Source organism: Pseudomonas floridensis (assembly GCF_002087235.1).
Classification (GTDB): Bacteria; Pseudomonadota; Gammaproteobacteria; order Pseudomonadales; family Pseudomonadaceae; genus Aquipseudomonas; species Aquipseudomonas floridensis.
Genome location: NZ_MUIO01000130.1, coordinates 1 through 22,334 on the forward strand (window position 1 = coordinate 1; position 22,334 = coordinate 22,334).

Sequence of the window (22,334 nt, forward strand, 5' to 3'; positions counted from 1 at the left end):
GATGATGGCTGTCGCCGTTGATCACCACGCAGCGGCTGCCCATGGCAGCGCGCAGACCTTCGGCTTCCAGCGTCAGGCCGACCATGCGCAGCAGTCGCCCTTCGACCACCGGTTGCGCAGGCAGACTGATTGCGCTGGAGTAGGTCCCCAGACGCTTGCCGAAACTGGTTCGATCAAGGCGCATCGAGCGGGTCCATGTCGGGCGTAACGGTTTTTGACGCAGGCGCAACATCCAGTTCGACGCTGACATCGGCCGGCGCAGGATGGGTCACTTGCTCATGCAACTGATCGTGCATTTTCGAGATGGCCAGCGCAATCCGCGTTTCGATGCTGGCATCGATACGGCTGTGCTCGGTTTCAATCCGGCAGCCGCCAGGCAATAAACTGTCGTCCTCGAGAATTTTCCACGACTCTTCATGACGCTCGCGCATGGCCTTGACCAGCGTAAAGTCCTGAGGATTGATGAAAATACGCAGGTTATTGGCGCCCATCGGCAACAGCTTCAAGGCGTCCCGCAACACGTGGGCGATCTGCCCGGAATCAGTGGACAGCTCGCGCTGAATCACCTGCCGGGCAATGTGCTCGACCAGATGGATAACCGATTTCTCGATCTGCGTGTCCTGCTCGGCGATTGGCTCCAGCAGGCTGGTCATCAACGCTTCCAGACTGGCGACCTTGGCCGCCAGCACCACTTCCGCTTCCTGGCGAACCTTGAGCTGAGTGCTGTGAAAACCCTCTTTCTCACCCGTGGCAAAGCCCTCGTTCCAGGCTTCCTGACGAATGCTTTCCAGCTCTTCCAGGGTCAGCGGCTGGACTTCATCCAGCGGCACCTCTTCCATCTCGGCCGGTTCGTCGACCGGCTCGGGCTCAGGCTCCGGTTCAGGCTCTACATGCGGGTCGAAACTGGGCAACGCCCAGAGATCGAGGCCGCTGACGTCCTTGGCACGAATAAGGTCGCTGGCCGATTCTTTATTGGAACTGGACATGAGTCGGCTGAATCCTTAGATCATTTCCTCGCCACCCTTGCCACCGAGCACGATCTCGCCGGCTTCGGCCATACGACGCGCAATGGTGAGGATTTCTTTCTGGGCAGTTTCCACATCGCTGACGCGCACCGGCCCCTTGGCCTCCAGGTCGTCGCGCAACAGTTCTGCGGCTCGCTTGGACATGTTCTTGAAGATTTTTTCCTTGATCGCCTCGTCCGACCCCTTGAGCGCGAGCACCAGCACGTCCGAAGACACTTCGCGCAACAGCGCCTGAATGCCGCGGTCGTCCACGTCGGAGAGATTGTTGAAGACGAACATGAGGTCTTCGATCTGCACGGAAAGGTCTTCGTCGACCTCGCGGATCGAGTCCATGAGGGCGCCTTCGATGGAGCTGTCGAGGAAGTTCATGATATCGGCTGCACGCTTGATACCACCCAGGGTGGTACGCGACGTGTTGGCGTTACCGGAGAACTGCTTCTCGAGAATCTGGTTGAGTTCCTTGAGCGCGGCCGGTTGTACGGTGTTGAGCGACGACACGCGCAGGATGATGTCCAGCCGCACCTTGTGGTCGAAATGCCCGAGCACTTCACCCGCCTGATCGGCATCCAGATACGCGACCACAATGGCCTGGATCTGAGGGTGCTCGAAACGGATCACGTCAGCGACGGCGCGCGGCTCCATCCACTTCAGGCTGTCCAGACCGCTGGTGTTGCCACCCAGCAGGATGCGGTCGATCAGACCGTTGGCCTTGTCTTCGCCCAGCGCCTGGGTCAGCATTTTGCGGATGTAGCCATCGGAACCGACGCCCAGACTGGTCTGGTCGCCGACAATGTCCACGAACTCGCTCATCACTTCTTCGACCTGCTCGCGATGCACGTTGCGCATCTGAGCCATGGCCACGCCCACTTTCTGCACTTCCTTGGGGCCCATGTGGCGCAGAACCTGCGCCGCATCGGTTTCACCCAGAGAAAGCAGCAGCACGGCAGCTTTCTCGACCTTGCTCAGTTTGGCTACGAGGGCTCGATCATTCATCAGTGTTAATCCACTCTTTCACGACCTGGGCCACACGACCCGGATCTTCGGCCACCAAACTCTTGATTGCGTTCAGCTGTGCATCGTAACCCTCGGTCGGGCTAGGCAACAGAATGCTCTGCGGACCGCCCAGGCTGACACGGTCGTTGGACAGTTCGCCATCCAGACCGCCCATGCCACCCAGCTCTGCGTCGCCACCGAAACCGGCCAGCTCGCGGCTCTTGCCGGTGGTGATGTTGTTCAACACCGGACGCAGTACGCCGAACACCAGAATCAGGATGAAGATCACACCCACGGCCTGTTTGACGATGTCCCAGAACCAGGGTTGCGAGTAGAACGACGCCTCGGGCAGCACTTCTGCGCGCTCGCTGGAGAACGGTACGTTGATCACACTGACACTGTCGCCGCGACTGGCATCGAAGCCGACCGCGTCCTGAACCAGACGCGTGAAGCGCGCAAGGTCCGCGGCACTCCACGGCGCACGGGTTACTTCACCGTTGGCGGCATTGGTCTTGACCATGTCGTCGACCACCACGGCCACCGACAGGCGCGTCAGACGACCCTGCTGCTGCTTGGTGTGACTGATGGAACGGTCCAGCTCGAAGTTCTTGGTCGACTGCACACGCTTGTCAGCCGGATACGGTGCCAGTGCAGGCTGACCGGTCGCCGGATCCATGATCTGCTGACCATTGGCATCAAGCAGCGGCTGGCCAGGAGCGATGGCCGCAGCCGCCGCAGCGCCGCCGGCCGCGTTCTGTGGTGCGGTCGCCGGGCCTGGCGGCTGGTTGCTCAGCGCACCAGGAACGCCTTGCGGACCCGAGCTGCTGGAGCGTTGTTCGTTGACCGACTGCTCACTGCGCAGCGCAGGCTGGTCAGGGTTGAAGCTTTCGGCGGTCGACTCGACGGCGCTGAAATCAACCACTGCCGACACCTCGGCCTTGTAACGATCGGAACCGAGAATCGGTTGCAGAATGTTCTGCACGCGCTGTGTCAGCATGCCTTCCATGCGACGGCTGTAATCGAACTGCTTGCCAGCCATGGTCAGTTCGGAGTTTTCCGACTGGTCGGAGAGCAAGGCGCCCTTCTGGTCCACGACGGTGATCTGCGATTTACTCAGTTCGGGAACGCTGGTGGCCACCAGATTGATAATCGCCATGACCTGGCTCGGCTCGAGCGAACGACCGGCGTACAGCTCGACCAGCACCGAAGCGCTTGGCTTGCGGTCGTCACGTACGAATACCGAGCTTTTCGGAATCGCCAGGTGCACACGAGCACCCTTGACGTTGTTCAGGGCGGAAATGGTCCGCGCCAGTTCGCCTTCCAGACCGCGACGGTAGCGCGTGGCTTCCATGAACTGACTGGTGCCCAGGCCCTGATCCTTGTCGAGGATCTCGAAACCGATGTTGGCGTCGTTCTGCACCACCCCGGCCTGGGCCAGTTGAATGCGTGCGCGCTGCACGTCATCAGCCTTCACCAGCAGAGCGCCGGAATTGGGCTCGACGGTGTAGTTGATGTTCGCCGCTGTCAGGGTGTCCATGATCTGCTTGCTGTCCATGCCCGCCAGACTGCCATACAGCGGACGATAGTCAGGCTGCTGCGACCACAGCACCACGGCGAAGCCGATGGCCACGCTTGCCGCCAGACCGACCATAAGGCCGATCTGACGCAGCATGGTCATCTCGGAAAGATTTTCCAGAAAAGAGAGCCCGAACAAAGGCTTCTTGTCGGCGGCGCCCGCTCTTGCTGGAACAGGATCGGCTGTTGCTTCGGCCATGACTCAGTACGCCCCTTAAACCGGCATCTGCATGATGTCTTGATACGCCTGGACCAGCTTGTTGCGGACCTGGGTCAAGGCCTGAAACGACACGCTGGCTTTCTGCGAGGAAATCATGACATCCGTCAGATCCACGCCGCTCTTGCCCATTTCGAATGCGCTGGCCAACTGGCTGGACGCCTGCTGAACGGACGCAACCTTGTTGACGGCCTGGCCAAGCATGTCGGCAAAACTGCTGGCGCCAGCTTCCTGGGGAGCGGACACAGGTTTGGGTGCAGCCATGGCATCCATCTGCATGGCCCGCATATCCAACATCAAGCGATTAAATTCAACACCTTGGCTCATGGACATTTTCTCTCGTAAGGCCCGCAAATTTTTGACACTGATTCAGCGGATACAGATGACATAGCAACAACGGTGCCAGCTATATGGCGGCAATATGCCACACCACACGCAATGTCATGTTACTCAACATGGCACCCACCGACAGAGCCTCCACGTGCCGGGGCTGTCAGCCCGAACATGGGGTTCTGGTCATACGTGGAATCAGACGCAACAGATCCTGACCACCGGTCGCCGTACCGGCTCAGGTGGCAAATAGATAAGCTTCCACATCCATGCCGGCGTCACGCATCTGCGCCAGCTTGTAACGCAACGTGCGCGGACTGATGCCCAGTCGCTCCGCCGCTTCCTTGCGACGACCGCGTTCGGCGCGCAAGGTGTCGATGATCATTTGAAACTCGCGACGCCTGAGGTCATCCCCCAGCGCGCCGGCCGACTCGACACCGCCCGTAGCGGGCGCATTATCCGTCACCGACGTAACAGGCGTGAGTGGCGCAGTGGCCTGGACAACTGCGCCAGGACCACTTGCAACCGGTCCTGCCAGACAGAAATCCTGTGCCTGAATCACTCCGCCCTGCTGCAGAATCAAGGCCCGCTGCACGGCGTTATCCAGCTCACGCACGTTGCCCGGCCATGGGTAACTGACCAGACACGCCTGAGCTTCGGCGGAAAGCCGAACCGGCGCGTGCTTCATTTTATTGACGTGCTTGGCCAGCAGTCGCTCAGCCAAGGGCAAAATATCGGCAGTCCTTTGACGCAATGCCTGCCAGGCCAGCGGAAACACCGACAGCCGGTAAAACAAATCTTCACGGAAACGCCCCGCCGCCACTTCCCCGGCCAGATCACGGTTGGTGGTCGCCAGTACGCGGATGTCGAGGATGATCGGCTTGCGCGCCCCCACTCGTTCGACCTCACGCTCCTGCAGCACGCGCAGCAACTTGGCCTGCAGGCCCATGGGCATCTCGGAAATCTCGTCGAGCAGAATGGTGCCGCCATCAGCCTGTTCGAATTTCCCTGCCTGCGCCGCAATGGCACCCGTGAACGAGCCTTTTTCATGGCCGAACAGGGTCGCTTCCAGCATGTTGTCCGGGATCGCCGCGCAGTTGATCGCAATGAAAGGCTTATCGGCACGCGGTGAGTTTTGATGAATGAATCGTGCGAGCACTTCCTTGCCGGTGCCTGACTCGCCGGAAATCAATACGGTGGAGTCGCTTTTCGCCACCCGGCTGGCCAGATTCAGCAACTGAATGCTGGCAGGCTCCACGGCAATCGGACCTTCACCCTCGGCCGGACCCAGACGACCCAGGGCGTGCCGCGCCACCAACGCCAGCAAGGCCTTGGGCTCGAATGGTTTGACCAGATAATCCGCCGCGCCCTGACGCATGGCGTCGACGGCGCGCTCGACAGCGCCGTGCGCGGTCATCAGCAGAACCGGCAACTCGGGATGACGGCTGCGCAGCAAGGCCAGCAACTGGTGACCGTCCATGCCCGGCATGTTCACATCACTGATCACCAGGCTGAAAGGCTCGGACTCGACCGCCAGCAATGCGTCCTCGGCAGACCCGACAGCGCGAAAGGCGTAGCCACCCAGCTCCAGCGTTTCGCCCAGCGCTTCGCGTAACGACCGGTCGTCTTCGACCAACAGCACCTTGATCGACATCAGCTATCACTCACTGAACTGGAAGCAGGAATCAACGGCAGGCTGACAATCGCGCAGGTACCACGCCCCACACGCGAGCGATACTGAACGCCGCCCTGGTGAGCACGCGTCACCGCCGTGACCACCGCAAGACCCAGGCCGGTGCCGGTGGTTTTGGTGGTGAAGAACGGCTCGCCGATGCGTGCCAGTGCGACGTTGTCCATGCCGCTGCCGTTGTCGCTGAAGCACAGCCGCAATGTATTGCCGCGACTGTAGAGGTGAATTTTCAAACGCGTCCGGCCGGCACTGGCCTGAACGGCGTTTTCAACCAGATTGAGCAGCGCACCGACCAGCGTGTCGCGATTGCACAGCAGCTCGCCTTCAACGCTGTCGCACTGCCAACGCACCGCCACGCCTTGCACATGAGTCGCCGCAGCGCTCTGCAAGGCCTGAAACAACGCGCCCGGCGCCAGTCGATCGGTCAACGGCAGTTCGCCACGGGCGAACACCAGCATGTCGCGCACCTGATGCTCAAGCTCATGCAGTCGCTCCTTGAGCCGGGCTGCAAAACGCTGCTGGGTTTCCACCGGCAGTTCCTGCTCGGTCAAATGGCTGGCGTAGATCATCGCTGCCGACAATGGCGTACGGATCTGATGCGCCAGAGAAGCGACCATACGGCCCAGAGACGAGAGACGCTCGTGACGCGCCAATTGCTCTTGCAGACGACGGGTTTCAGTCAGGTCATTGAGCAATACCAGTTGGCCGGGCTCGGCATCCAGTGAACGGGTGGAAATCGACAGACGACGCCCATCCTTCAACGAGATCTCGTGACCGTCATCTTCACGCGGCGCGAAACAGCGACTGATCACATGCCGCCACAGCATGCCGATCAGAGGCTGACCCAGCAGGTCGACAGCGGCCGGGTTGGCCTCGCGAACCACACCCATACCATCGATGACGATCACACCACCCGGCAACAGATCGAGCAGGTTCTGCAGACGATTGGCCAGACGCTCTTTCTCCGCCAGTTCCTCGAGACGCTGAATACCGGCCTGCGCCAGCTCACCCTTGAGTTCGGTCACGCGCGCTTCCAGCAATCCGTAGGAATCGGTCAGTTGTGCCGACATCTGGTTGAACAGCGAAAAAGCCTGCTCCAGCCCCTGGCGGCTTTCCAGCTCCAGAGGGGGACGCGTCGGGGCAGACAGTTCGGGAGTCATGTGAGCGGCGTTGGACATAAATCATCTCTCGCGTGGCGGACCGTCATTAAACGGTGTGTCGAGAGAGACTTAGCAATCCTCGTGCCGAAAAAAAACCCCTGAAAATTCAGAGGTTTGATTTTTGGCGTGTCGGACAGGCGTCAATCCTCCGCCTGATCGTCACCTTCACGACGGCTCATGCCGTACTTGCGCATCTTCTCGACCAGCGTCGTGCGACGGATGCGCAGACGCTCGGCGGCACGCGCGACGATACCGTTGGCATCGTCCAGCGCTTGCTGAATCAGACCCTGCTCCAGCCCACCCAGGTAGTCCTTCAGATCAAGCCCTTCAGGCGGCAACAAGGCACCGGATGCGAAATTGGGCGTGTGGCCATTGATGGCCACGCGCTCTTCGATGTCGCTGCGCAGGCTGTCAACCATCTGCTCGTCTTCATCATCGACATAGCGAAATTTCTTCGGCAGCTCGGCCACGCCGATCACACCGTACGGGTGCATGATCGCCATGCGCTCCACCAGGTTGGCCAGTTCACGAACGTTGCCCGGCCAGGCATGACGGCAGAGCGACATGATCGCTGCGGAGTTGAAACGGATCGAACCGCGCTTTTCATGCTCCATGCGCGAGATCAGTTCGTTCATCAGCAATGGGATGTCTTCTACACGCTCACGCAGCGGCGCCATCTCGATCGGGAATACGTTCAGACGGTAGTAAAGGTCTTCGCGGAAGCTGCCGATCTCGATCATGTTTTCGAGATTTTTGTGTGTGGCGGCAATAATGCGAACATCGATGCTCTGGGTTTTGTTACTGCCAACGCGCTCAAACGTACGCTCCTGCAGAACCCGTAACAATTTCACCTGCATCGGCAGCGGCATGTCGCCGATTTCATCAAGAAACAGTGTGCCACCGTTGGCCAGTTCAAAACGGCCGGCACGGCTGGTGATCGCCCCGGTAAAGGCGCCCTTCTCGTGACCGAACAATTCGCTTTCCAGCAACTCAGCCGGAATTGCGCCGCAATTGACCGGAACGAATGGCGCGTCACGACGCTTGGAATGGTAATGCAGGTTGCGGGCGACCACTTCCTTGCCGGTCCCCGACTCACCCAGAATCAGCACGCTGGCGTCGGTGTCGGCGACCTGCTGCATCATCTGCCGTACGTGCTGGATGGCGCGACTGGTGCCAACCAGGCTGCGGAACAGGTTGGGCTCGCGATGACGACCGCGCTCACGGGCCTGATCGTACATTTCACGATAGACCTGGGCGCGGTGCAGCGAATCCAGCAGTTTGCTGTAGCTGGGCGGCATTTCCAGCGCGGACAGAACGCGCCGACGCATGTCTTCCGGCAGCTCGATGGAAGAACTTTCGCCCAAAAGCAGAACGGGAAGGAACTCATCCCATGCGGCGATGGTCTTAAGCAGTCCTTGAAGGCTGCCGGGGCCGTTGACGTTGCCGATCAGCACGCAAAGCACTTCCCGGGTAGACCCGAGAGCGCCTACGACCTGTTGCCAGTCCTGACTGGAGCAGGAGAGGTTTTCTTCGCCAAGGAAGTTCAGGATGACCGCCAGATCCCGGCGGCGCTGGCTATCGTCATCGATTAGCAGAATCTTGATTTCACGCCACATGCAATAGCAACTTCCCTAGTCAACTCAATGCCCATGATTGGGGGGCAGCTTGGCTGCTCAGCCGTTATAAACGTTGAGACGCCAGAAAATAGTAAACATCACTAGTTAAGTCAAAAAAACGTACACAGTCAAATTTATGGCGAACTTCCTGTCGGATAAATAAACCGACAAATAAAAAGCTAGCCGAAGAGATGATAGACCTTCGTTGCGTTTTTGGCATTCTGGATTTGTGTCATTTCATCGACGATTGCTTGACGCTCCCCGGTTGCAACGTCAATCAATTGCCGATAGACCCCCAACAGCTCCTCCAGATTGCTGCGCAGCCCCTCTTCATCGGCCGGCGCTTCGCTGACGACAGCCTCGACACAGTCACGACATGCCAGGTCAAGTTTGCCGATAGCCTCCCAATCGCGCTCGGCCAGTGCCCCGACCAAGGCTTCACGGGTTTCTTCGATACGCTTGAGTGCAGCACTCATGATGATGTCCTCCTCAGGACCGCAAAATTTTATTGCATCGCGCCGATTGCATCCCAGCCTTCCTTGACCGTAGTCAGGAGCCCTGCGACTTCATCAAGCATCTTTTCATCGTTACGCGCACCCGCTTCAGCAAGACGTTTCATCATGTAGCGGTACAGGCTGTCCTGCCTGACCAGCGCCTCAGGCGGCTCGTTTTCAAGATCAAGACCTTCGCGCAGCCCTCCTACGATACCGATGGCCTTACTGATGAACACGCCCTTGCTCGCGACATCCTTGCGTGCCATGGCACCCTTTGCCTGAGCGATGCGGTCAAGACCACCCTCCATCAACATCTGCACAAGACGGTGAGGACTGGCTTCAGAGGTCTGGGCCTGGGCGCCGATTTTCTGATACTGCCGCAAAGCTAACATCGGATTCATAATGGGCCTCGTAACGCGTTCGAAATATTGATACTCAAGCTATCGACGCGCAGCGCGTAAACTTTAGCGCTAAAGCAAGAACCCGACGCAGGGTCGGGTTCTTGATGTTCCAGGGAAAAAACGCTTACGACGCGTTTTTCTGAGCGTTCATCGCCTCGAAGATCGATGTGATGTTGCTGCTCGACTGTCTGAGCTGCCCGACAAGCAGGTCCATTTTGTTGTACTTGGTCTTCAATACTTCGGTCAATGACGATATGCGCAAATCCAGCGCTTCCTGATCGCTAGCCAGCCTCTTCTGCACCTTGTTAAGGCTGGCCGTCTTGGTGGACAGAATGCCGTCGGAGTCAGTATAAGGTTTGAGCGCTTTCGTCAGACGCGCAACCAGACCCCCATCTACAAGCGTACCGTCAGGTTTTTTGGCACCGGTACCGTTAAACAGCGCCTGAACCTGTCCGCCCAGCTTTTTGTCGACCAACGCAGCTGTAAACTGCGCCGTATCCAGAGACAGCTTACCGTCAGCTTGCTGGGTTTTGATGCCCAATTGAGAGAGCGACCCCAAGCCGGAAGTCGACGTGGCAGTAGCGATCTGGTCACGAACCGCTGCGAGCAAGGCACGCGGAGTCGCATCACCGGTCAGGGCCGCAGCGGTGAATTTACCCTTGTCATCGATCGATCCCTTGGTCAGAGCACCGACCAGGGTGACCAGCGTATTGTAGGAGTCAACGAAAGACTGCAGCGACGTTTTCAAACCTTCGGTATTGGTGGCTACCGTGATAGTCGTCGTTGACGAAGCCGTTGTACTGGGGGCTACCAGCTCGAATGAAAGACCGGAAATGGCTTTACTTACCGTGTTCGTCTTGCTGGTCAGACTCAGACCATCAACAGAGAACACAGCGTCTTTGGCAACTTCAGTAATCGCTCCCGCGCCAGGAATCGGCTTGCCATTTGCATCGGTAGCCGTACTGGTGGCGCTCATCAACTTGGTACCGTCGATGTTCAACGCTTCCTGACCCGCCCCACCCTTGACCGATATATCACTGCCCGCACCTGTGGTGGTCGAACTGAATACTAGCCTTGAGCCGTTGTTGTCATTGATGATGTTGGCGCTGATACCCTTGCCCTGAAGCGTCGAGTTGATTTTGTCGCGCACCTCTTCGAGCGTGGACGTCTTGTCGATGACAACCTTTTCAGTAGTGCCATTCTGAGTGATTTCCAGAGTACCACTCGGAATGGCACTCGATTTCGTTGAATCAAGCGCAGCCGTCGAGACCTTTGAAGCGGTAGCCAGATTCGTGACGTTAATGGCATAGGTGCCATTGACGGCCGTATTACTTGCCGTCGCCTTAATCATTGCCTCGTTGGATGAGGTCGCCGCAAAGCCTTGAAACGCAGGCGTCGAGCTACTGAGCGTATCCAGGGTCTTCTGAAACGCAGCCAACGCAGACGTCAACTGACTGACGCCCGAGAGCGAGGCCTGGGTGGTAGCGGTCTGCTTGTTGATCTGGGTCTGCTTGGGCGCTTTTTCAGCAGCGACCAGACCCTCGACGATTGCAGTGATTTGCAGACCTGAACCCAGGCCCGTGGTAGGTACGATTGGACTTGCCATGGTGCTTCTCCCTTCAAGAATGTCGCGGGATTTACTGCCCTTTCAAATAGCTCGTAATCCGGCAACAAATACCGTAACGGCGATCAGGCCCTGGCGCGAAACAGCAAACTGTTCGCATCACTGAGGCTATCGGCCAGTTTCAGGATTTCTGCATTGGGAATCTGCCTTACTACCTCACCGGAGTCGCTTGCAATCACCTTGACGATCACCTTGCCAGACTCTTCATCGATCGAAAACTCAAGATTGCGCTTCACCGTGTGAAAGAACTTCTGGATGTCCTCGGCGGCCGCCTTGACTTTGGCATCGTCCTCGGCGTCGTCCTTGGGCAGGTCAGAGCTTTTACTCTCAGCCATGGCGGTAACGCGCTCCATTGGCTTTGCATCGGCAGGCTTATCAACTGACGGAGCAGCCATGGGGGCCTGACTCGCCGGCTGAACGGCCGGATAAGACAAGTTCAGCTTCACACTCATATCCATGACCATCACCTCTGAAAGTAAAAAAGCGAGAGAGCACCGTTAAGTACTCCCCCGCCAAAACTCATCCCGATATTACTGAAGCAGTTTCAGTACAGCGGATGGCAGCTGGTTAGCCTGGGCCAGAACAGAGGTGGAAGCCTGTTGCAGAGTCTGTTGCTTGGTCAGGTTTGCAGTTTCAGCAGCAAAGTCGGTATCTTCGATACGGCTCAGTGCCTGGCTGGCGTTTGCGTTGATGTTTTGCAGGTTGGAGATGGTGCTGGTCAGACGGTTTTGTACAGCACCCAGATCGGAACGGGTGTTGTTGATAGTCGACAGAGCCGAGTCGATTGCGGCGATGGCTGCGGAGAAGTTGGTCTCTGCGGCGGCGCTGTCGGAACCGACGATGGTGATTGCCGAACCCACACCCATGGTGTTTGCGTCAAAGCTGGCGCTCAGAGTTACGGAGATCTGGTTCGCAGAGCCGGAATCGGAACCCACCTGGAAAGTCATGGTGCTGGCAGAACCGTTAAGCAGGCTCTTGCCGTTCAGGTTGGTACTGTTGGCGATACGGGTCAGTTCCGAACTCATCTGAGCGAATTCTTTGTTCAGCGCATCACGACCTTCAGGGCTGTTACTGTCGTTTCGCGACTGAACGGCCAGTTCACGCATACGCTGCAGAATGCTGGTGGACTCTTGCAGAGCGCCTTCAGTGGTCTGCACGATCGAGATACCGTCGCTGGCGTTTTTGATCGCCATGTTCTGGCCACGGATCTGCGAAGTGATCTTGGTCTGAGTGATACTACCGCCAGCATCATCTGCAGCAGTGTTGATTTTCTTACCGGTGGACAGGCGCTCCATCGATTTGGACAGCGCGTCGGAAGCTCGGCCCAGGTTCTTCTGGACGTTCAACGATGTTACGTTGGTGTTTACTGTTAAAGCCATGATGAATTCCTCGTGGGTTGTGTATTACGTGGCTTCCGGCCCCTGCAAGCGCCGGGTGTGCCTAGAGAACCTTCGTAATAGTTATCGTCGCGATGGCAGGTTGCTTGAGGGTTTTTTTTTAATATTTTGCTAGCAGTCTGCCACCCCTTATAAAACAAGGGCTTGAAGCACAACCATGCAAAAAAACGAGGAGGTTCACCGGCCTGAATGGCGCTTTTTAAGTGGGGTGCTGCACTGAAGTCGTCTTTATGCAACCTATTATTCAAAAAAAACGCCTGCGATTTTAACCGCAGGCGTTTTTATTTCACGTAACGCTTGTTCAGCCGCGATAAATGATTGCCGAGCCCCATGACAAGCCGACACCAAAACCACTCAATGCCACGCGATTCCAGGACGAGCCCAACACGTGCTTCTCGATCAGCAGGGGAATGCTGGAGGACACCGTATTGCCAGTCTCGACCATGTCCTTGAGAAACTTTTCGGGCTTGTCTTCGAAACGACGCGCCACGGCGTCCACTATGGCGGCGCTGCCCTGGTGAATGCAGAACGCATCGATGTCATCGGGCTGAAGACCGGACTCGCCCAGCAGCTCGTGCAGGTGAGCAGGCACTTTGAGCAGGGCGAAGTTGAACACCTGCCGGCCGTTCATGAAAAACACGCCATTACTGACTTTCAGGTGCGGCGCACCGGAACCGTCAGTGCCGAACTTTGCCTTGCCCAACTGCCAGGCAGCACCCTCGCCCATCCAGGTGGCCGTGGCTGCGTCGCCGAACAACATGGTGGTATTGCGATCTTCGGGGTCGACAATCTTCGAGTAAGGGTCGGCAGTGATCAGCAAACCGTTCTTGAGGCCTGCGGCCTCCATGAAGCCCTTGATCGCATAGATGCCATAGACATAGCCGGAACAGCCGAGAGAAATATCGAATGCAGCGACATTGGTCGACAGGCCCAGTTTGTCCTGCACGATGGCGGCGGTGTGAGGCAGCCCTTCTTCGTCACCGTTCTGGGTGACGACGATCAGCACATCGATGTCTTCGCGCTTGAGCTGCGGATTGTTGGCAAACAGTGTATTGGCCGCTTCTACACACAGATCCGAGGTTTCCTGACCGTCAGCCTTGCGCGGCAGGAACGTGGAGCCGATCTTCCCCAGAATGAATTCTTCATCCTTGTCGAATCTGGCACCTTGAGCGTAGTTATCGACGCCTTCAGCGGGCACGTAACTCGCTATGCTTTTTATGCCAATCATCATGGCTTCCCGATTAGTAAACAGGTAAATGTTCGTCCCAAAAAAAATCAGGGCGCTACCGAATAGAGGCGAATTGCGGACATTTTCAGGGCGCATGACACATTAAGGCAAGTCAGGCGCTTGTCACTCGCGGTAAAACATTACAGAGGAGATGCACTTTATGACCTGCAGGTCACTTGGGCGCGCAGGCTTTGCGATAATTTACGTCGGGGGAAAAGCGCGCTGGAGCCTGGCGGGCAGCTCCAGCGAAGAGGGTCAAACACACCAAAACCGTTGCGCAGCGCCGGGTTCCACTGGCATAAGGCTCAAACAGCCAAGGTGAACCCCTGCCCTTGGAGGGCAAGATTGGCGTTATAGGCTTCGTCCTGCGCGAACTGCACTGACCATTTGTCCATCAGCGCAGTGAGCTCCTGATTCGACGCATGCACAACTCCGCCATGCACCACCTGAACATGCGGGGTCCACACTGTGAGATAGCCTGTCTGGCCAGCCTTGAGACACAGATCAACGTCACTCAGCGTTTCAGGGAATGCTTGTTCATCAAGTCCGCCGAGTGCGTCATACAACGCCTTGGCAATCATCAGGCACGCCGACGACACGGCAGAGTAGTTTTGCTCGACTACCAGACGATGCATGTAACCGGTAGACATCTTCGACTCGCCAACAAAGCCCGACCCAACGCCACCATTGAAGCCCAGAATCAGGCCTGCCTGGGTTACCGCGCCTTCACGGTCCACCAGCTTGGCCCCCACAACGCCTACTTCCGGACGCTGTGCATGATTGAGCAGTGACTCGATCCAGCCGACATTGACGATCTGGCTTTGCGCATCCAGCAGGATCAGGTATTCGCCACCAGCCTCCTGCCCCAGCAGATTGCGCAAGGAGGAGGTGCTCATGCGCTGCCCGGCACGAAAAACACGCACACGGGCGGACGATTGTTCCTGCTTGTCGAGCCAGGTCGACAGGTCGGCAGATGTACTGGCGTTATCACCGATCAGTACTTCGTAGCGCGGATAGCGGGTCCGTTGCAGGATGCTTTGCAGACAGCGTTGCAACTCAGGCAGGTTGTCCTGACCGATCAGCACAATGGAGACCATCGGCCGGTGGGCGTGGCGGTAGTCGACTTTATAGGTGCCGGGCTGCAGCGAACTGACCTCCGCTTGATAACCCCGCTTTCCAAGGTGCCGCTTGAGCGCCTTTTGTTCGTCCGGATTGTCTTTCAGCGCCGGCGCATCGCAGATCAGCATGGGTTCGCTCAGATGAGCCAGACCGCTCATGCCGCCCAGCTCGATCAGGCGCAGCAACAGATCGAATTCAAGCGCCCTGGGAAGTTCACGTGAATAGCCGCCCGCCTCGACCAAGACATCACGACGGATCAACCAATGGGAAGCCATCAGGGTTGGCAGGCTTTGCAGCAGGTCCAGGTTAAAACCCGGCCGGAACACGGTGGTCAGGGTGCCATTGGATTGACGTTGAATCTCGTCTACCGCAACCGCCCGACATTGCGCCGCATCGATCAGCTCAGCACTGGCCAGCAGCAAGCCACTACGGGTGAACTCCTCGCCCGCCCGCGCGAGCATCAGCCAGTCGCTGGATGACTGCCTGGCGATCTGGTTGATCTTGTCGACCCAATTGCTGTCGGTGACCTTAACGAAATGCAGGGTATTGTTCATTGTGGTCACTGCCGGTAATTCTCCGGTCGTAAACACCACCACTTTGAAGGCCTTGTAATGGCTGTTGATCAGGCTGTCGAACGTTGCCTGCAGCTTGAATACGTCGGCGTCCAGGTCCAGTACCAAAATGCCGATCTGCGACCCGGCCGGTTGGCCTGCAAGCTTTTTGGTGATCTGTTCGAGAGATTCAGGCGTCGGATCACGCGAATCGAGCCAGTTCAGCAACTGGCCGGAAGCCATCCGGTTGAGCAATTGGCCGTTATCAATACCCGAGGCCGTTTCAAGACGCTTGCCCCAGGCCGAAACAAGCTCGAGAGGCTTTACACTGTCTTTGTCTTTACTGCGGCTCAGCTCGTCAGTCAAGCTCTGTACGACACCAAGATTGAAGGCGTAGGTTTCGTAGGCATGCCACAGGCGACTAAGTCTTGTTTCGGCATCCGGGTTGCTTTGCGTACGCAACAACTCGGCCTGTTTAAGTAGAGCAGCTTCAAGCCCCTCCATCTGCATGCGACCCGACGGCATCAGGTGAATCAGAAACTCGATTCTGGCCAGCTCATCGAACAACGGCTGATTGTAAAACGGCAGCTCTACGAACTGGCGAGGTTCAAATAGCGCATCTGACTTCTCCAGAGCAACGTTCCAGACCGCGCTGATGATTTTTTCGTCGGCTTGAAAACCTTGAGTGCTGAGACGTTCGGCCATAGCAGCAAGCCCGTCCAGGATCTTCTGAACGCCCTGAGGGCCTTCCAGGCCCGAGCCTTCGCCAAGCAGCGCAACCAGTCCCCTGGCGAAGGTCTCACGAGCCCCTTTGGCTTTGGGATCGATGTGCTTGACCGCTGCAGCTATCGACGCGCCATAGCGCAGCCCCGTCTCCTTGCCTGGCATTAGGTGCAGCGCATAAGCAATCGGCAGAATGCGCACGCGAGCAGCTGCAACCAAGTAATTCATGTAGCCGATTTCCTGCCAGTGCGGCTCGGTTTCTTCGGCAAGCGACGTGAACCACCGCTTCGCCAGCTCAGACCGCGTAACCGCACTGAGCAGCGACAAGGCCTCGCCCATGAAACTCAGAACCCGCTCACCAGGACTGTCTGACGCATAGTCTTCGCAGGTTTTTCGGTCTCGACGAAAATAGTCCACGTGATTGACCTGCGCCTGATAGCCCAGGCTATAACCCTGACAAGCGCCGTAGGTCGGGTTGCTTTCAAGAAAGCTCAAGGCAGTGGTCAGCGCATCCGGCAGCAGGAAACTGTCGACCGCAGCCTGCACCACGAACGGCGTGCTGACATGCTTGAGTCCTTCGGCAATCCTGTAATCGAGGCCGGCCTCGGCCAGTGCCGCGTTCTGTACATAATGCACACCGCAAGTGTTGGCGATATCGGCATCAGGCTGAGCCGACGCATCAACCACCACGATGCTGCACGCAAAGCCGCTGTAATACTTCAAGGCACGGCGAAGGAAATCAGGCTGGTCCTTGGCCATCAACACCAGAGTCAGACGCTGATTCAGAGCGGCGTGTTCATTTCCAGAGTGGCGTTGCATGATGTTTCCCTATAACGAATCAATTGCGTCTTCAACTCGCAGCAGGCGTTGAAGCAAGAACGTAACGTGGCAGCGCCAGCGAGCGAGACGCTGGCCTGTGGACAAACGATCAGATCAATCCGGCAGCCAGCCGTTGGCCCAATATTGCAGGTTCTCGCCACGCAACATGAAGTCGCGCAAGACCGTCTCGCGCAGTTCGTCGCCCATGCGGTAACTTGCATTGGGATCGGAGAGGTGCATTCGGATCGCCTGCAACCATTCTTCAGAACTGTTGGTGTACACCCGGGTGGCCGGTAAATGGCCGCGATACGCCTCTGTATCGGAACAGATGACCGGATAGCCGCACGCGCCGTATTCCAACAGCCTGAGATTACTTTTACAGTCATTGAAGATATGGAATTCCAGCGGCGCGAGCGCCAGATCAAGGTTCAGGCTTGCCAGCTTGGCCGGATAGGTCCTCAGGCTGACCCCCGAATGAAATTCATGGATGTACGGCCTGAGCAAGTCCGGGCACATGCCGAAGAACACCCATTCAACTTCATCGGCCAACTCTCTTACCACATCGACGATCAGTTCCAGATCGCCCCGATGGCTGGTGCCGCCGCCCCAGCCGATACGAGGCTTGCCGGAACTGCGGCGCTGACTTCTGAGATCGCTCCACAAATGGGTCGCCAGCATATTCGGCACCACACGTATGTCGCTGTGCATGCTCGAGAGCGCTTCGGCCAGCGGGTGAGTCGATACGACTACACGATCGCACAGGCCTATGCCCTTGCGCAGCATGGCACCGATGTTGTCGGGCATGTTGCGCCTGTGCTCGTTCAGCTCAGGGACATCAGCGATGTAATCGTCCAGTTCAAAAATGCGCATGGCGCTGGAGTAATGCCTGGCCTGCTCAATGTCCGGGACTTTGGCCTCTGTGTAACGGCCCTGGAAAACGATGACGTCTGGCGACTGGCGCTCTATCTCTACGGCCGAGGCGCTTTCGTAAGTCATCCGGCCAACCACCCGACCGGCGTCTATCAATTCCAACAACGGCTGGCTTACACGGTAATGACCGACCGCCGAGGAGTTGACTGCCATGCCCAGAATGGAAGGCAAGTGCCGGGAGCAGAAAGGATCCCAGCCCACCAGCAGACCTGGGTCCAAGGCGAATGAAAGGCTTTCATTGAGATGCAGATTGGGGTTGTACGCCTGATCCCTGGCCATCTTGGGGAGCCATTTCTGGAAGAACGATTTCTGCTCGTTATTCAATGCCTGACGTGAGGATTCGTCACGCACAATGGCAGCAGGCTCGGCCAGCACCAACGAGGAATCCGGCGTGCCGACGATCAGATAGCCCTCGCGTCCGACGCGCATGCACAGGTCCAGATCCTGCAAACCCTGGGTAAAGGTAGCGGCCTCCATCTCACCGGTGTTTTCGAACACCTCTTTGCGTATCATCAGACAGTTGCCGCTGACCGCACTCCAGTTCTGCGTCAGTTGCAGACGCTGCATATACCCGCGCGTCTGCGCAGGACAGTTGATAAACGGCCGGCCAGCCAGACCGTCCATGCCCATTACCATGCCTGCATACAGGATCGTGCCCTGCGGATTGAGAATATGCGGGCCGACAATGCCGACTTCCGGACGCTGGGCATGGTTGACCAGCCCCTGCAGCCAATCGGCCTGATGAATGATGACGTGCGGGCTGAGCATCAACAGGTAGTCACCGCGGGCTTGCCGGGCAGCATGGTTCTGAGCCGAGGCTTCGCTGCAAGCTTCAGACAGCGAGAAAATCTGCAGTTTGTCGCTGCCCAGCTCGCCCATTGCGGCAAACCAGGCTTGTGCATCGGCGCTTTCGCTGGCGTTATTGACGATCAGCACTTCGTAATGCGGGTAAGTCGTGTTACTGAAAAGGCTGTCCAGACAGCGCTCTATGGCACCCAACTGGTCCTTGGTCGTGATAATGATCGACACCAGCGGCAGCGACGGGTGCACATACTCGATGCGATTGAGCAACGGCAGTTGGTCATGATGAATTACATGCTCCATGCCGATACGCGTCAGGTGAGCCGCAACCAACGGGGCGTTGTGATCGATCACAGAAGGTAGTGAAAGCCAGTCGGCAAATGCCAGTGTGGATTCGACCTGTACTTCGGCGATGTGCTCGATAGTCTGCGCCCCTGGCCCCTCGACCAGACGCCAGATGAAATCGTGCGGAGCCAATTCGTCGTGAACCGGGTCGAAGCCGCCCATTTCCAACAGATTACGCCGCTCGAACGCCAGCGCACGCCCGACGTAGGGATAGGCACGTAGCAGGTCCAGATTGAAGCCGGGTTTGAAAATCGGCTCTCTGGACTCCTCTTCGACCAATGCCCCTTCATCGCTGTAGATACACAACAATCCGGGTGTCTGGGCGATGCGCTCGGCCATTACCATCAGTGAAGGTTGTGTCAGCCGGTCGCCGGCGCGCAACAGATAAACCCAGTCGGCACTGTCCAGCAATGGCAATACTTCGTTCAATTGCCGCGACCAGTCCGGCTGCAGGGAAAAACGCAATACCTGCGGGTCACTGACATTGGCGTTGGTGAGCACCACCACCGAGTCGGCAGCATAATCCTGCTCGACAATACTGCGTAACGTCATATCGAGACCCGCGACGTCGCCATCGGTATCGATAATCACCGGGACAATACGAGGCTGCCAGCTCCAACTTGCGATACGTTGCTCGAACAACTTCTTCTGCGCCGCTGGAAACCGGCGGCATGACAGCCACTCGGCGTACAACTCGGCATAGCTGTTACTGTAGGCGCCTACCCGACTCATCATGATGCCCTGACGGGCAGCCATTACCCCATAAAGACCGACTTCGTCCCATTCGCGCGGTTCTTCCAAAGCCTTGTGCAGAGGCAGAAAACGCACCCAGCCCTGGGCGGGCGCCTCTTCGCCGCTGCGAGCCTTGAGCATTTCGTTCAGCCAGCCCCATTCCGTGGTGGCTTTTTTATACATGTCCGCCTGACTACTGAAGCGTTCAGGATACAGTCGCTCGAGGCTCTCCACCGCGTTGAGCACGACCAGGTTGCCTCGACGCAGTAGACAGATAAACAGCGTGAAATCCAGCAATGCAACAAAGCCCTGCCCCGGCACTGCAAGGGACGGCAGGTATTCCAGAACGTCGACACGACGCATCAACGCACCGCTGAAACCGCCCAGATAGTTGCGTGGCGTGCGCTCGAAAATCGCCAGCATGTCCTCGCCCTTGAACACGGCGTCGTAGGGCACCAGACCGACGTTTTCCATGCGCACCGGCAATACATACCCATCGACATCCACCAAATGGCGCTTGCTGACAACCAGCTGCACTTCCGGATAGGTAGCAAGGGTGTGCGCCTGGTGCGCGATGCAGTAGGTGTAGAGGCGGTCGTCATCGCAGAGAAACTTGATGTACTCGCCGCCAGCTTCTTCGAGGCATTTGAGCAGGTTTCCCTGGAAACCCAGGCGCCTGGGGTTGCCTACATAACGCGCACGGTCGCAGTCCGAAGGAATCAGCTCATCAAAAATCGTTTTAATCTCGTCGGTGCGACAATCGTCGCAGACGATGATTTCGAGGTTGTCGTAGACCTGGTCCAGAGCACTCTGCAACGCAGCACGGAAAAAGCGTGGGTTGAAAGCGGGGATGACGATACTGACGAGGGGGACTGAATTCACTTTACAGACTCGCGAGCGGCGGGGAACCTGCCAGCCGAATGGCTCCCCTCACCGCTGAAAAAAGACGGCGGATGCTCAACGTCAGGCTTCAAAGCTGACTGAACAGGTTCAACTTGGACAGCATGGTAAACACCTGCTGAGATGAATCCAGCATGGTCTTCTGCAACGTCAGCCGGGTGGTCGCCTCGACGATGTCAGCATTTACGTACGTGCCCTGCTCAACCGTATTATTGGCCTTGAGCAGCTCGTTGGTTGTCCCTTGGGCCGTTGCAGCAAGCTGACGTGCGCCGCCGTTGGCGCGTGCGGTGGAAGCCTGAGCGAGGCTGCTGGCTGTGTTGCCCAACGCAGATTCCAGCGCTGCCTTGATCTTCTGCGACGCCACCAGATTTCCATCGGCGGGGGTCGACAAGGCTTTGATCGCCGCCGTCAGCGTATTCAGAATGTTCTCGGTCTGGTGCGTGCCAGACTCCACAACAAACTGATCACCGGCAGCAGGCGTACCGCTGAGGTTGAAGTTGACCCCTGCGGCATTGGCGATCGAACCGGTCATCGTACCGCTGGACACCGGCTTGCTGCTGCTGGTCAAGGGTGACGCATACAAATCGTAAGCGGTAGGACTGGTGAACTTGAGAATTGCGCCGCCTGTAGGAAAGGCATTGTTAAACGCAGTTCGGTCAGCCGCCGTATCACCCACCGTCGAACTGCTGACATTGGCGCTAGAGGTGTTACCGGCACTTCGCGACGTAGATACGCTATCTGGCGTGGAGGCCAATTGATAGGTGCGATTGGTCAGTGCAGCGTCAGCCGCGGCTTGCGACACTTTGTCAGCCGCAGGCAGGTTGACGTTGAGGGTCAGCTCGACGCCGCGGAAGGTAAACGTCTGCGCGTCGAAAGAGCTGTTGCTGAACTTGCCCGCAGACGACGCATCAGTGCTCACATCGGTGCCGGCGGCATCGGTGATCCTGAATTGCGTACCGCTTAGAAAAGTCAGTGTATAGGGTTCGCCAGCCTGATAACTCGAGTTGTAGGCAGGAGTCGACGTCACCAGGCCAGAACTAAGACCGATCTTGCCATCATCGGTTGCAGGGGAAATGAGTGTCGAAGACGTGCGCGTGGCGTTAACCGATTGCTCGAATGCTTCATAGCCAGTCGTGTTGCTGGCCAACACCAGACCATCGCCTACCGCCAGGTTGACACTCGTCTGATCGCCCTTGTAGCTGTAAAAACCATCAGCGTTCATCGAAAAGGGCGGCGTCGAGGACTTGGAACCGGCAAATATGTATTGCCCATTCGGGTCCTGACTGTTCATAAGTCCCAGAATCTGGCTCTGATACTGTTTGAGCACCGAAGCCTTGGCGAGACGCTCAGAGTCGGTATTGGCACCGTTTGCCGCTGATATCAGCTCTTCACGAGCAGCCTGCATGGTATCGATGATACTGCTCAATGCCGTCTCGGTATTGACCACATTGGTATTGATCGTGCCGATATTTGCCGAATACTGGGTCAGAATGGAGTTCTGTTGAGCCAACTGCAGGACACGAGCGGCCCCCACGGGGTCATCACTGGCGGTGTTGAGCTTGACACCGCTGGACACCTCTTCGCTGGTCTTCAATACGTTTGAATAGTTGCGCTGATAATTGGCCGCTGTGGATTCGTAGAACTGGGTAGTTGAGATACGCATG

At 57.5% G+C, this 22,334-nt stretch carries 16 protein-coding genes and 1 pseudogene; all 17 read right to left on the minus strand.

Going from position 1 to position 22,334, the window contains the following annotated elements:
• Positions 1-184, minus strand: a pseudogene (gene fliI / locus BZK31_RS25540) (flagellum-specific ATP synthase FliI); the annotation flags it as partial.
• A complete protein-coding gene (gene fliH / locus BZK31_RS25545; protein ID WP_083186023.1) occupies positions 174-986 on the minus strand; it encodes a flagellar assembly protein FliH in 813 nt (270 codons plus the stop codon). The gene fliH and the pseudogene fliI, both read right to left, overlap by 11 nt.
• Positions 987-1,001: 15 nt before the next feature.
• A complete protein-coding gene (gene fliG / locus BZK31_RS25550) occupies positions 1,002-2,018 on the minus strand; it encodes a flagellar motor switch protein FliG (RefSeq protein WP_004880752.1) in 1,017 nt (338 codons plus the stop codon).
• Positions 2,011-3,792, minus strand: coding sequence for a flagellar basal-body MS-ring/collar protein FliF (fliF, locus tag BZK31_RS25555; RefSeq protein ID WP_083186024.1), 1,782 nt, complete (start codon positions 3,790-3,792; stop codon positions 2,011-2,013). Before fliF ends, fliG begins: the two co-directional genes overlap by 8 nt.
• A 15-nt stretch (positions 3,793-3,807) precedes the next feature.
• A complete protein-coding gene (gene fliE, locus BZK31_RS25560; RefSeq protein ID WP_167378105.1) occupies positions 3,808-4,137 on the minus strand; it encodes a flagellar hook-basal body complex protein FliE in 330 nt (109 codons plus the stop codon).
• Between the two features lie 241 nt (positions 4,138-4,378).
• Entirely contained in the window at positions 4,379-5,794 is a 1,416-nt protein-coding gene (locus tag BZK31_RS25565; RefSeq protein WP_083186026.1) for a sigma-54-dependent transcriptional regulator, read from the minus strand.
• On the minus strand, positions 5,794-6,990 hold the full coding sequence (locus BZK31_RS25570) for a sensor histidine kinase (protein ID WP_167378110.1): 1,197 nt from the start codon (positions 6,988-6,990) through the stop codon (positions 5,794-5,796). Before BZK31_RS25570 ends, BZK31_RS25565 begins: the two co-directional genes overlap by 1 nt.
• A 140-nt stretch (positions 6,991-7,130) precedes the next feature.
• Complete coding sequence (fleQ, locus tag BZK31_RS25575; RefSeq protein WP_083186028.1) at positions 7,131-8,606, minus strand: transcriptional regulator FleQ; 1,476 nt, start codon at positions 8,604-8,606, stop codon at positions 7,131-7,133.
• Between the two features lie 179 nt (positions 8,607-8,785).
• The gene (fliT, locus tag BZK31_RS25580) at positions 8,786-9,082 is read right to left on the minus strand and encodes a flagellar protein FliT (protein WP_083186029.1); all 297 of its coding nucleotides are present in this window, start codon (positions 9,080-9,082) and stop codon (positions 8,786-8,788) included.
• A gap of 29 nt (positions 9,083-9,111) precedes the next feature.
• Entirely contained in the window at positions 9,112-9,501 is a 390-nt protein-coding gene (fliS, locus tag BZK31_RS25585; RefSeq protein WP_083186030.1) for a flagellar export chaperone FliS, read from the minus strand.
• Positions 9,502-9,625: 124 nt separating this feature from the next.
• The gene (fliD, locus tag BZK31_RS25590; RefSeq protein ID WP_083186031.1) at positions 9,626-11,107 is read right to left on the minus strand and encodes a flagellar filament capping protein FliD; all 1,482 of its coding nucleotides are present in this window, start codon (positions 11,105-11,107) and stop codon (positions 9,626-9,628) included.
• An 83-nt stretch (positions 11,108-11,190) separates the two neighbouring features.
• Positions 11,191-11,583, minus strand: coding sequence for a flagellar protein FlaG (locus BZK31_RS25595; protein WP_083186032.1), 393 nt, complete (start codon positions 11,581-11,583; stop codon positions 11,191-11,193).
• 72 nt (positions 11,584-11,655) lie between these two features.
• Positions 11,656-12,504: a flagellin domain-containing protein gene (locus BZK31_RS25600; protein WP_083186033.1), complete on the minus strand. Its 849-nt coding sequence runs from the start codon at positions 12,502-12,504 to the stop codon at positions 11,656-11,658.
• Positions 12,505-12,823: 319 nt separating this feature from the next.
• Positions 12,824-13,750 carry a ketoacyl-ACP synthase III gene (locus BZK31_RS25605; RefSeq protein ID WP_167378106.1) on the minus strand — a complete coding sequence of 309 codons (927 nt, stop codon included), beginning with the start codon at positions 13,748-13,750 and terminating at the stop codon, positions 12,824-12,826.
• Positions 13,751-14,055: 305 nt separating this feature from the next.
• Positions 14,056-16,962 carry a TIGR00180 family glycosyltransferase gene (locus BZK31_RS25610; RefSeq protein ID WP_083186035.1) on the minus strand — a complete coding sequence of 969 codons (2,907 nt, stop codon included), beginning with the start codon at positions 16,960-16,962 and terminating at the stop codon, positions 14,056-14,058.
• Positions 16,963-17,076: 114 nt separating this feature from the next.
• Entirely contained in the window at positions 17,077-20,652 is a 3,576-nt protein-coding gene (locus tag BZK31_RS25615; protein ID WP_083186036.1) for a glycosyltransferase, read from the minus strand.
• An 88-nt stretch (positions 20,653-20,740) separates the two neighbouring features.
• The gene (locus BZK31_RS25620) at positions 20,741-22,333 is read right to left on the minus strand and encodes a flagellar hook-associated protein 3 (RefSeq protein ID WP_083186037.1); all 1,593 of its coding nucleotides are present in this window, start codon (positions 22,331-22,333) and stop codon (positions 20,741-20,743) included.
• Between the last annotated feature and the right edge of the window lies 1 nt (position 22,334).

Bases quoted from the DNA above. Each gene is read 5' to 3' on its own strand.
- BZK31_RS25595 (WP_083186032.1), bottom strand. From the start codon at position 11,583: ATGGATATGAGTGTGAAGCTGAACTTGTCTTATCCGGCCGTTCAGCCG.
- fliS (WP_083186030.1), bottom strand. From the start codon at position 9,501: ATGAATCCGATGTTAGCTTTGCGGCAGTATCAGAAAATCGGCGCCCAG.
- fliH (WP_083186023.1), bottom strand. From the start codon at position 986: ATGTCCAGTTCCAATAAAGAATCGGCCAGCGACCTTATTCGTGCCAAG.
- BZK31_RS25570 (WP_167378110.1), bottom strand. From the start codon at position 6,990: ATGACTCCCGAACTGTCTGCCCCGACGCGTCCCCCTCTGGAGCTGGAA.
- BZK31_RS25620 (WP_083186037.1), bottom strand. From the start codon at position 22,333: ATGCGTATCTCAACTACCCAGTTCTACGAATCCACAGCGGCCAATTAT.
- BZK31_RS25605 (WP_167378106.1), bottom strand. From the start codon at position 13,750: ATGATTGGCATAAAAAGCATAGCGAGTTACGTGCCCGCTGAAGGCGTC.
- BZK31_RS25565 (WP_083186026.1), bottom strand. From the start codon at position 5,794: ATGTCGATCAAGGTGCTGTTGGTCGAAGACGACCGGTCGTTACGCGAA.
- fliD (WP_083186031.1), bottom strand. From the start codon at position 11,107: ATGGCAAGTCCAATCGTACCTACCACGGGCCTGGGTTCAGGTCTGCAA.
- fleQ (WP_083186028.1), bottom strand. From the start codon at position 8,606: ATGTGGCGTGAAATCAAGATTCTGCTAATCGATGACGATAGCCAGCGC.
- fliG (WP_004880752.1), bottom strand. From the start codon at position 2,018: ATGAATGATCGAGCCCTCGTAGCCAAACTGAGCAAGGTCGAGAAAGCT.
- fliT (WP_083186029.1), bottom strand. From the start codon at position 9,082: ATGAGTGCTGCACTCAAGCGTATCGAAGAAACCCGTGAAGCCTTGGTC.
- fliE (WP_167378105.1), bottom strand. From the start codon at position 4,137: ATGAGCCAAGGTGTTGAATTTAATCGCTTGATGTTGGATATGCGGGCC.
- fliF (WP_083186024.1), bottom strand. From the start codon at position 3,792: ATGGCCGAAGCAACAGCCGATCCTGTTCCAGCAAGAGCGGGCGCCGCC.
- BZK31_RS25610 (WP_083186035.1), bottom strand. From the start codon at position 16,962: ATGCAACGCCACTCTGGAAATGAACACGCCGCTCTGAATCAGCGTCTG.
- BZK31_RS25600 (WP_083186033.1), bottom strand. From the start codon at position 12,504: ATGGCTTTAACAGTAAACACCAACGTAACATCGTTGAACGTCCAGAAG.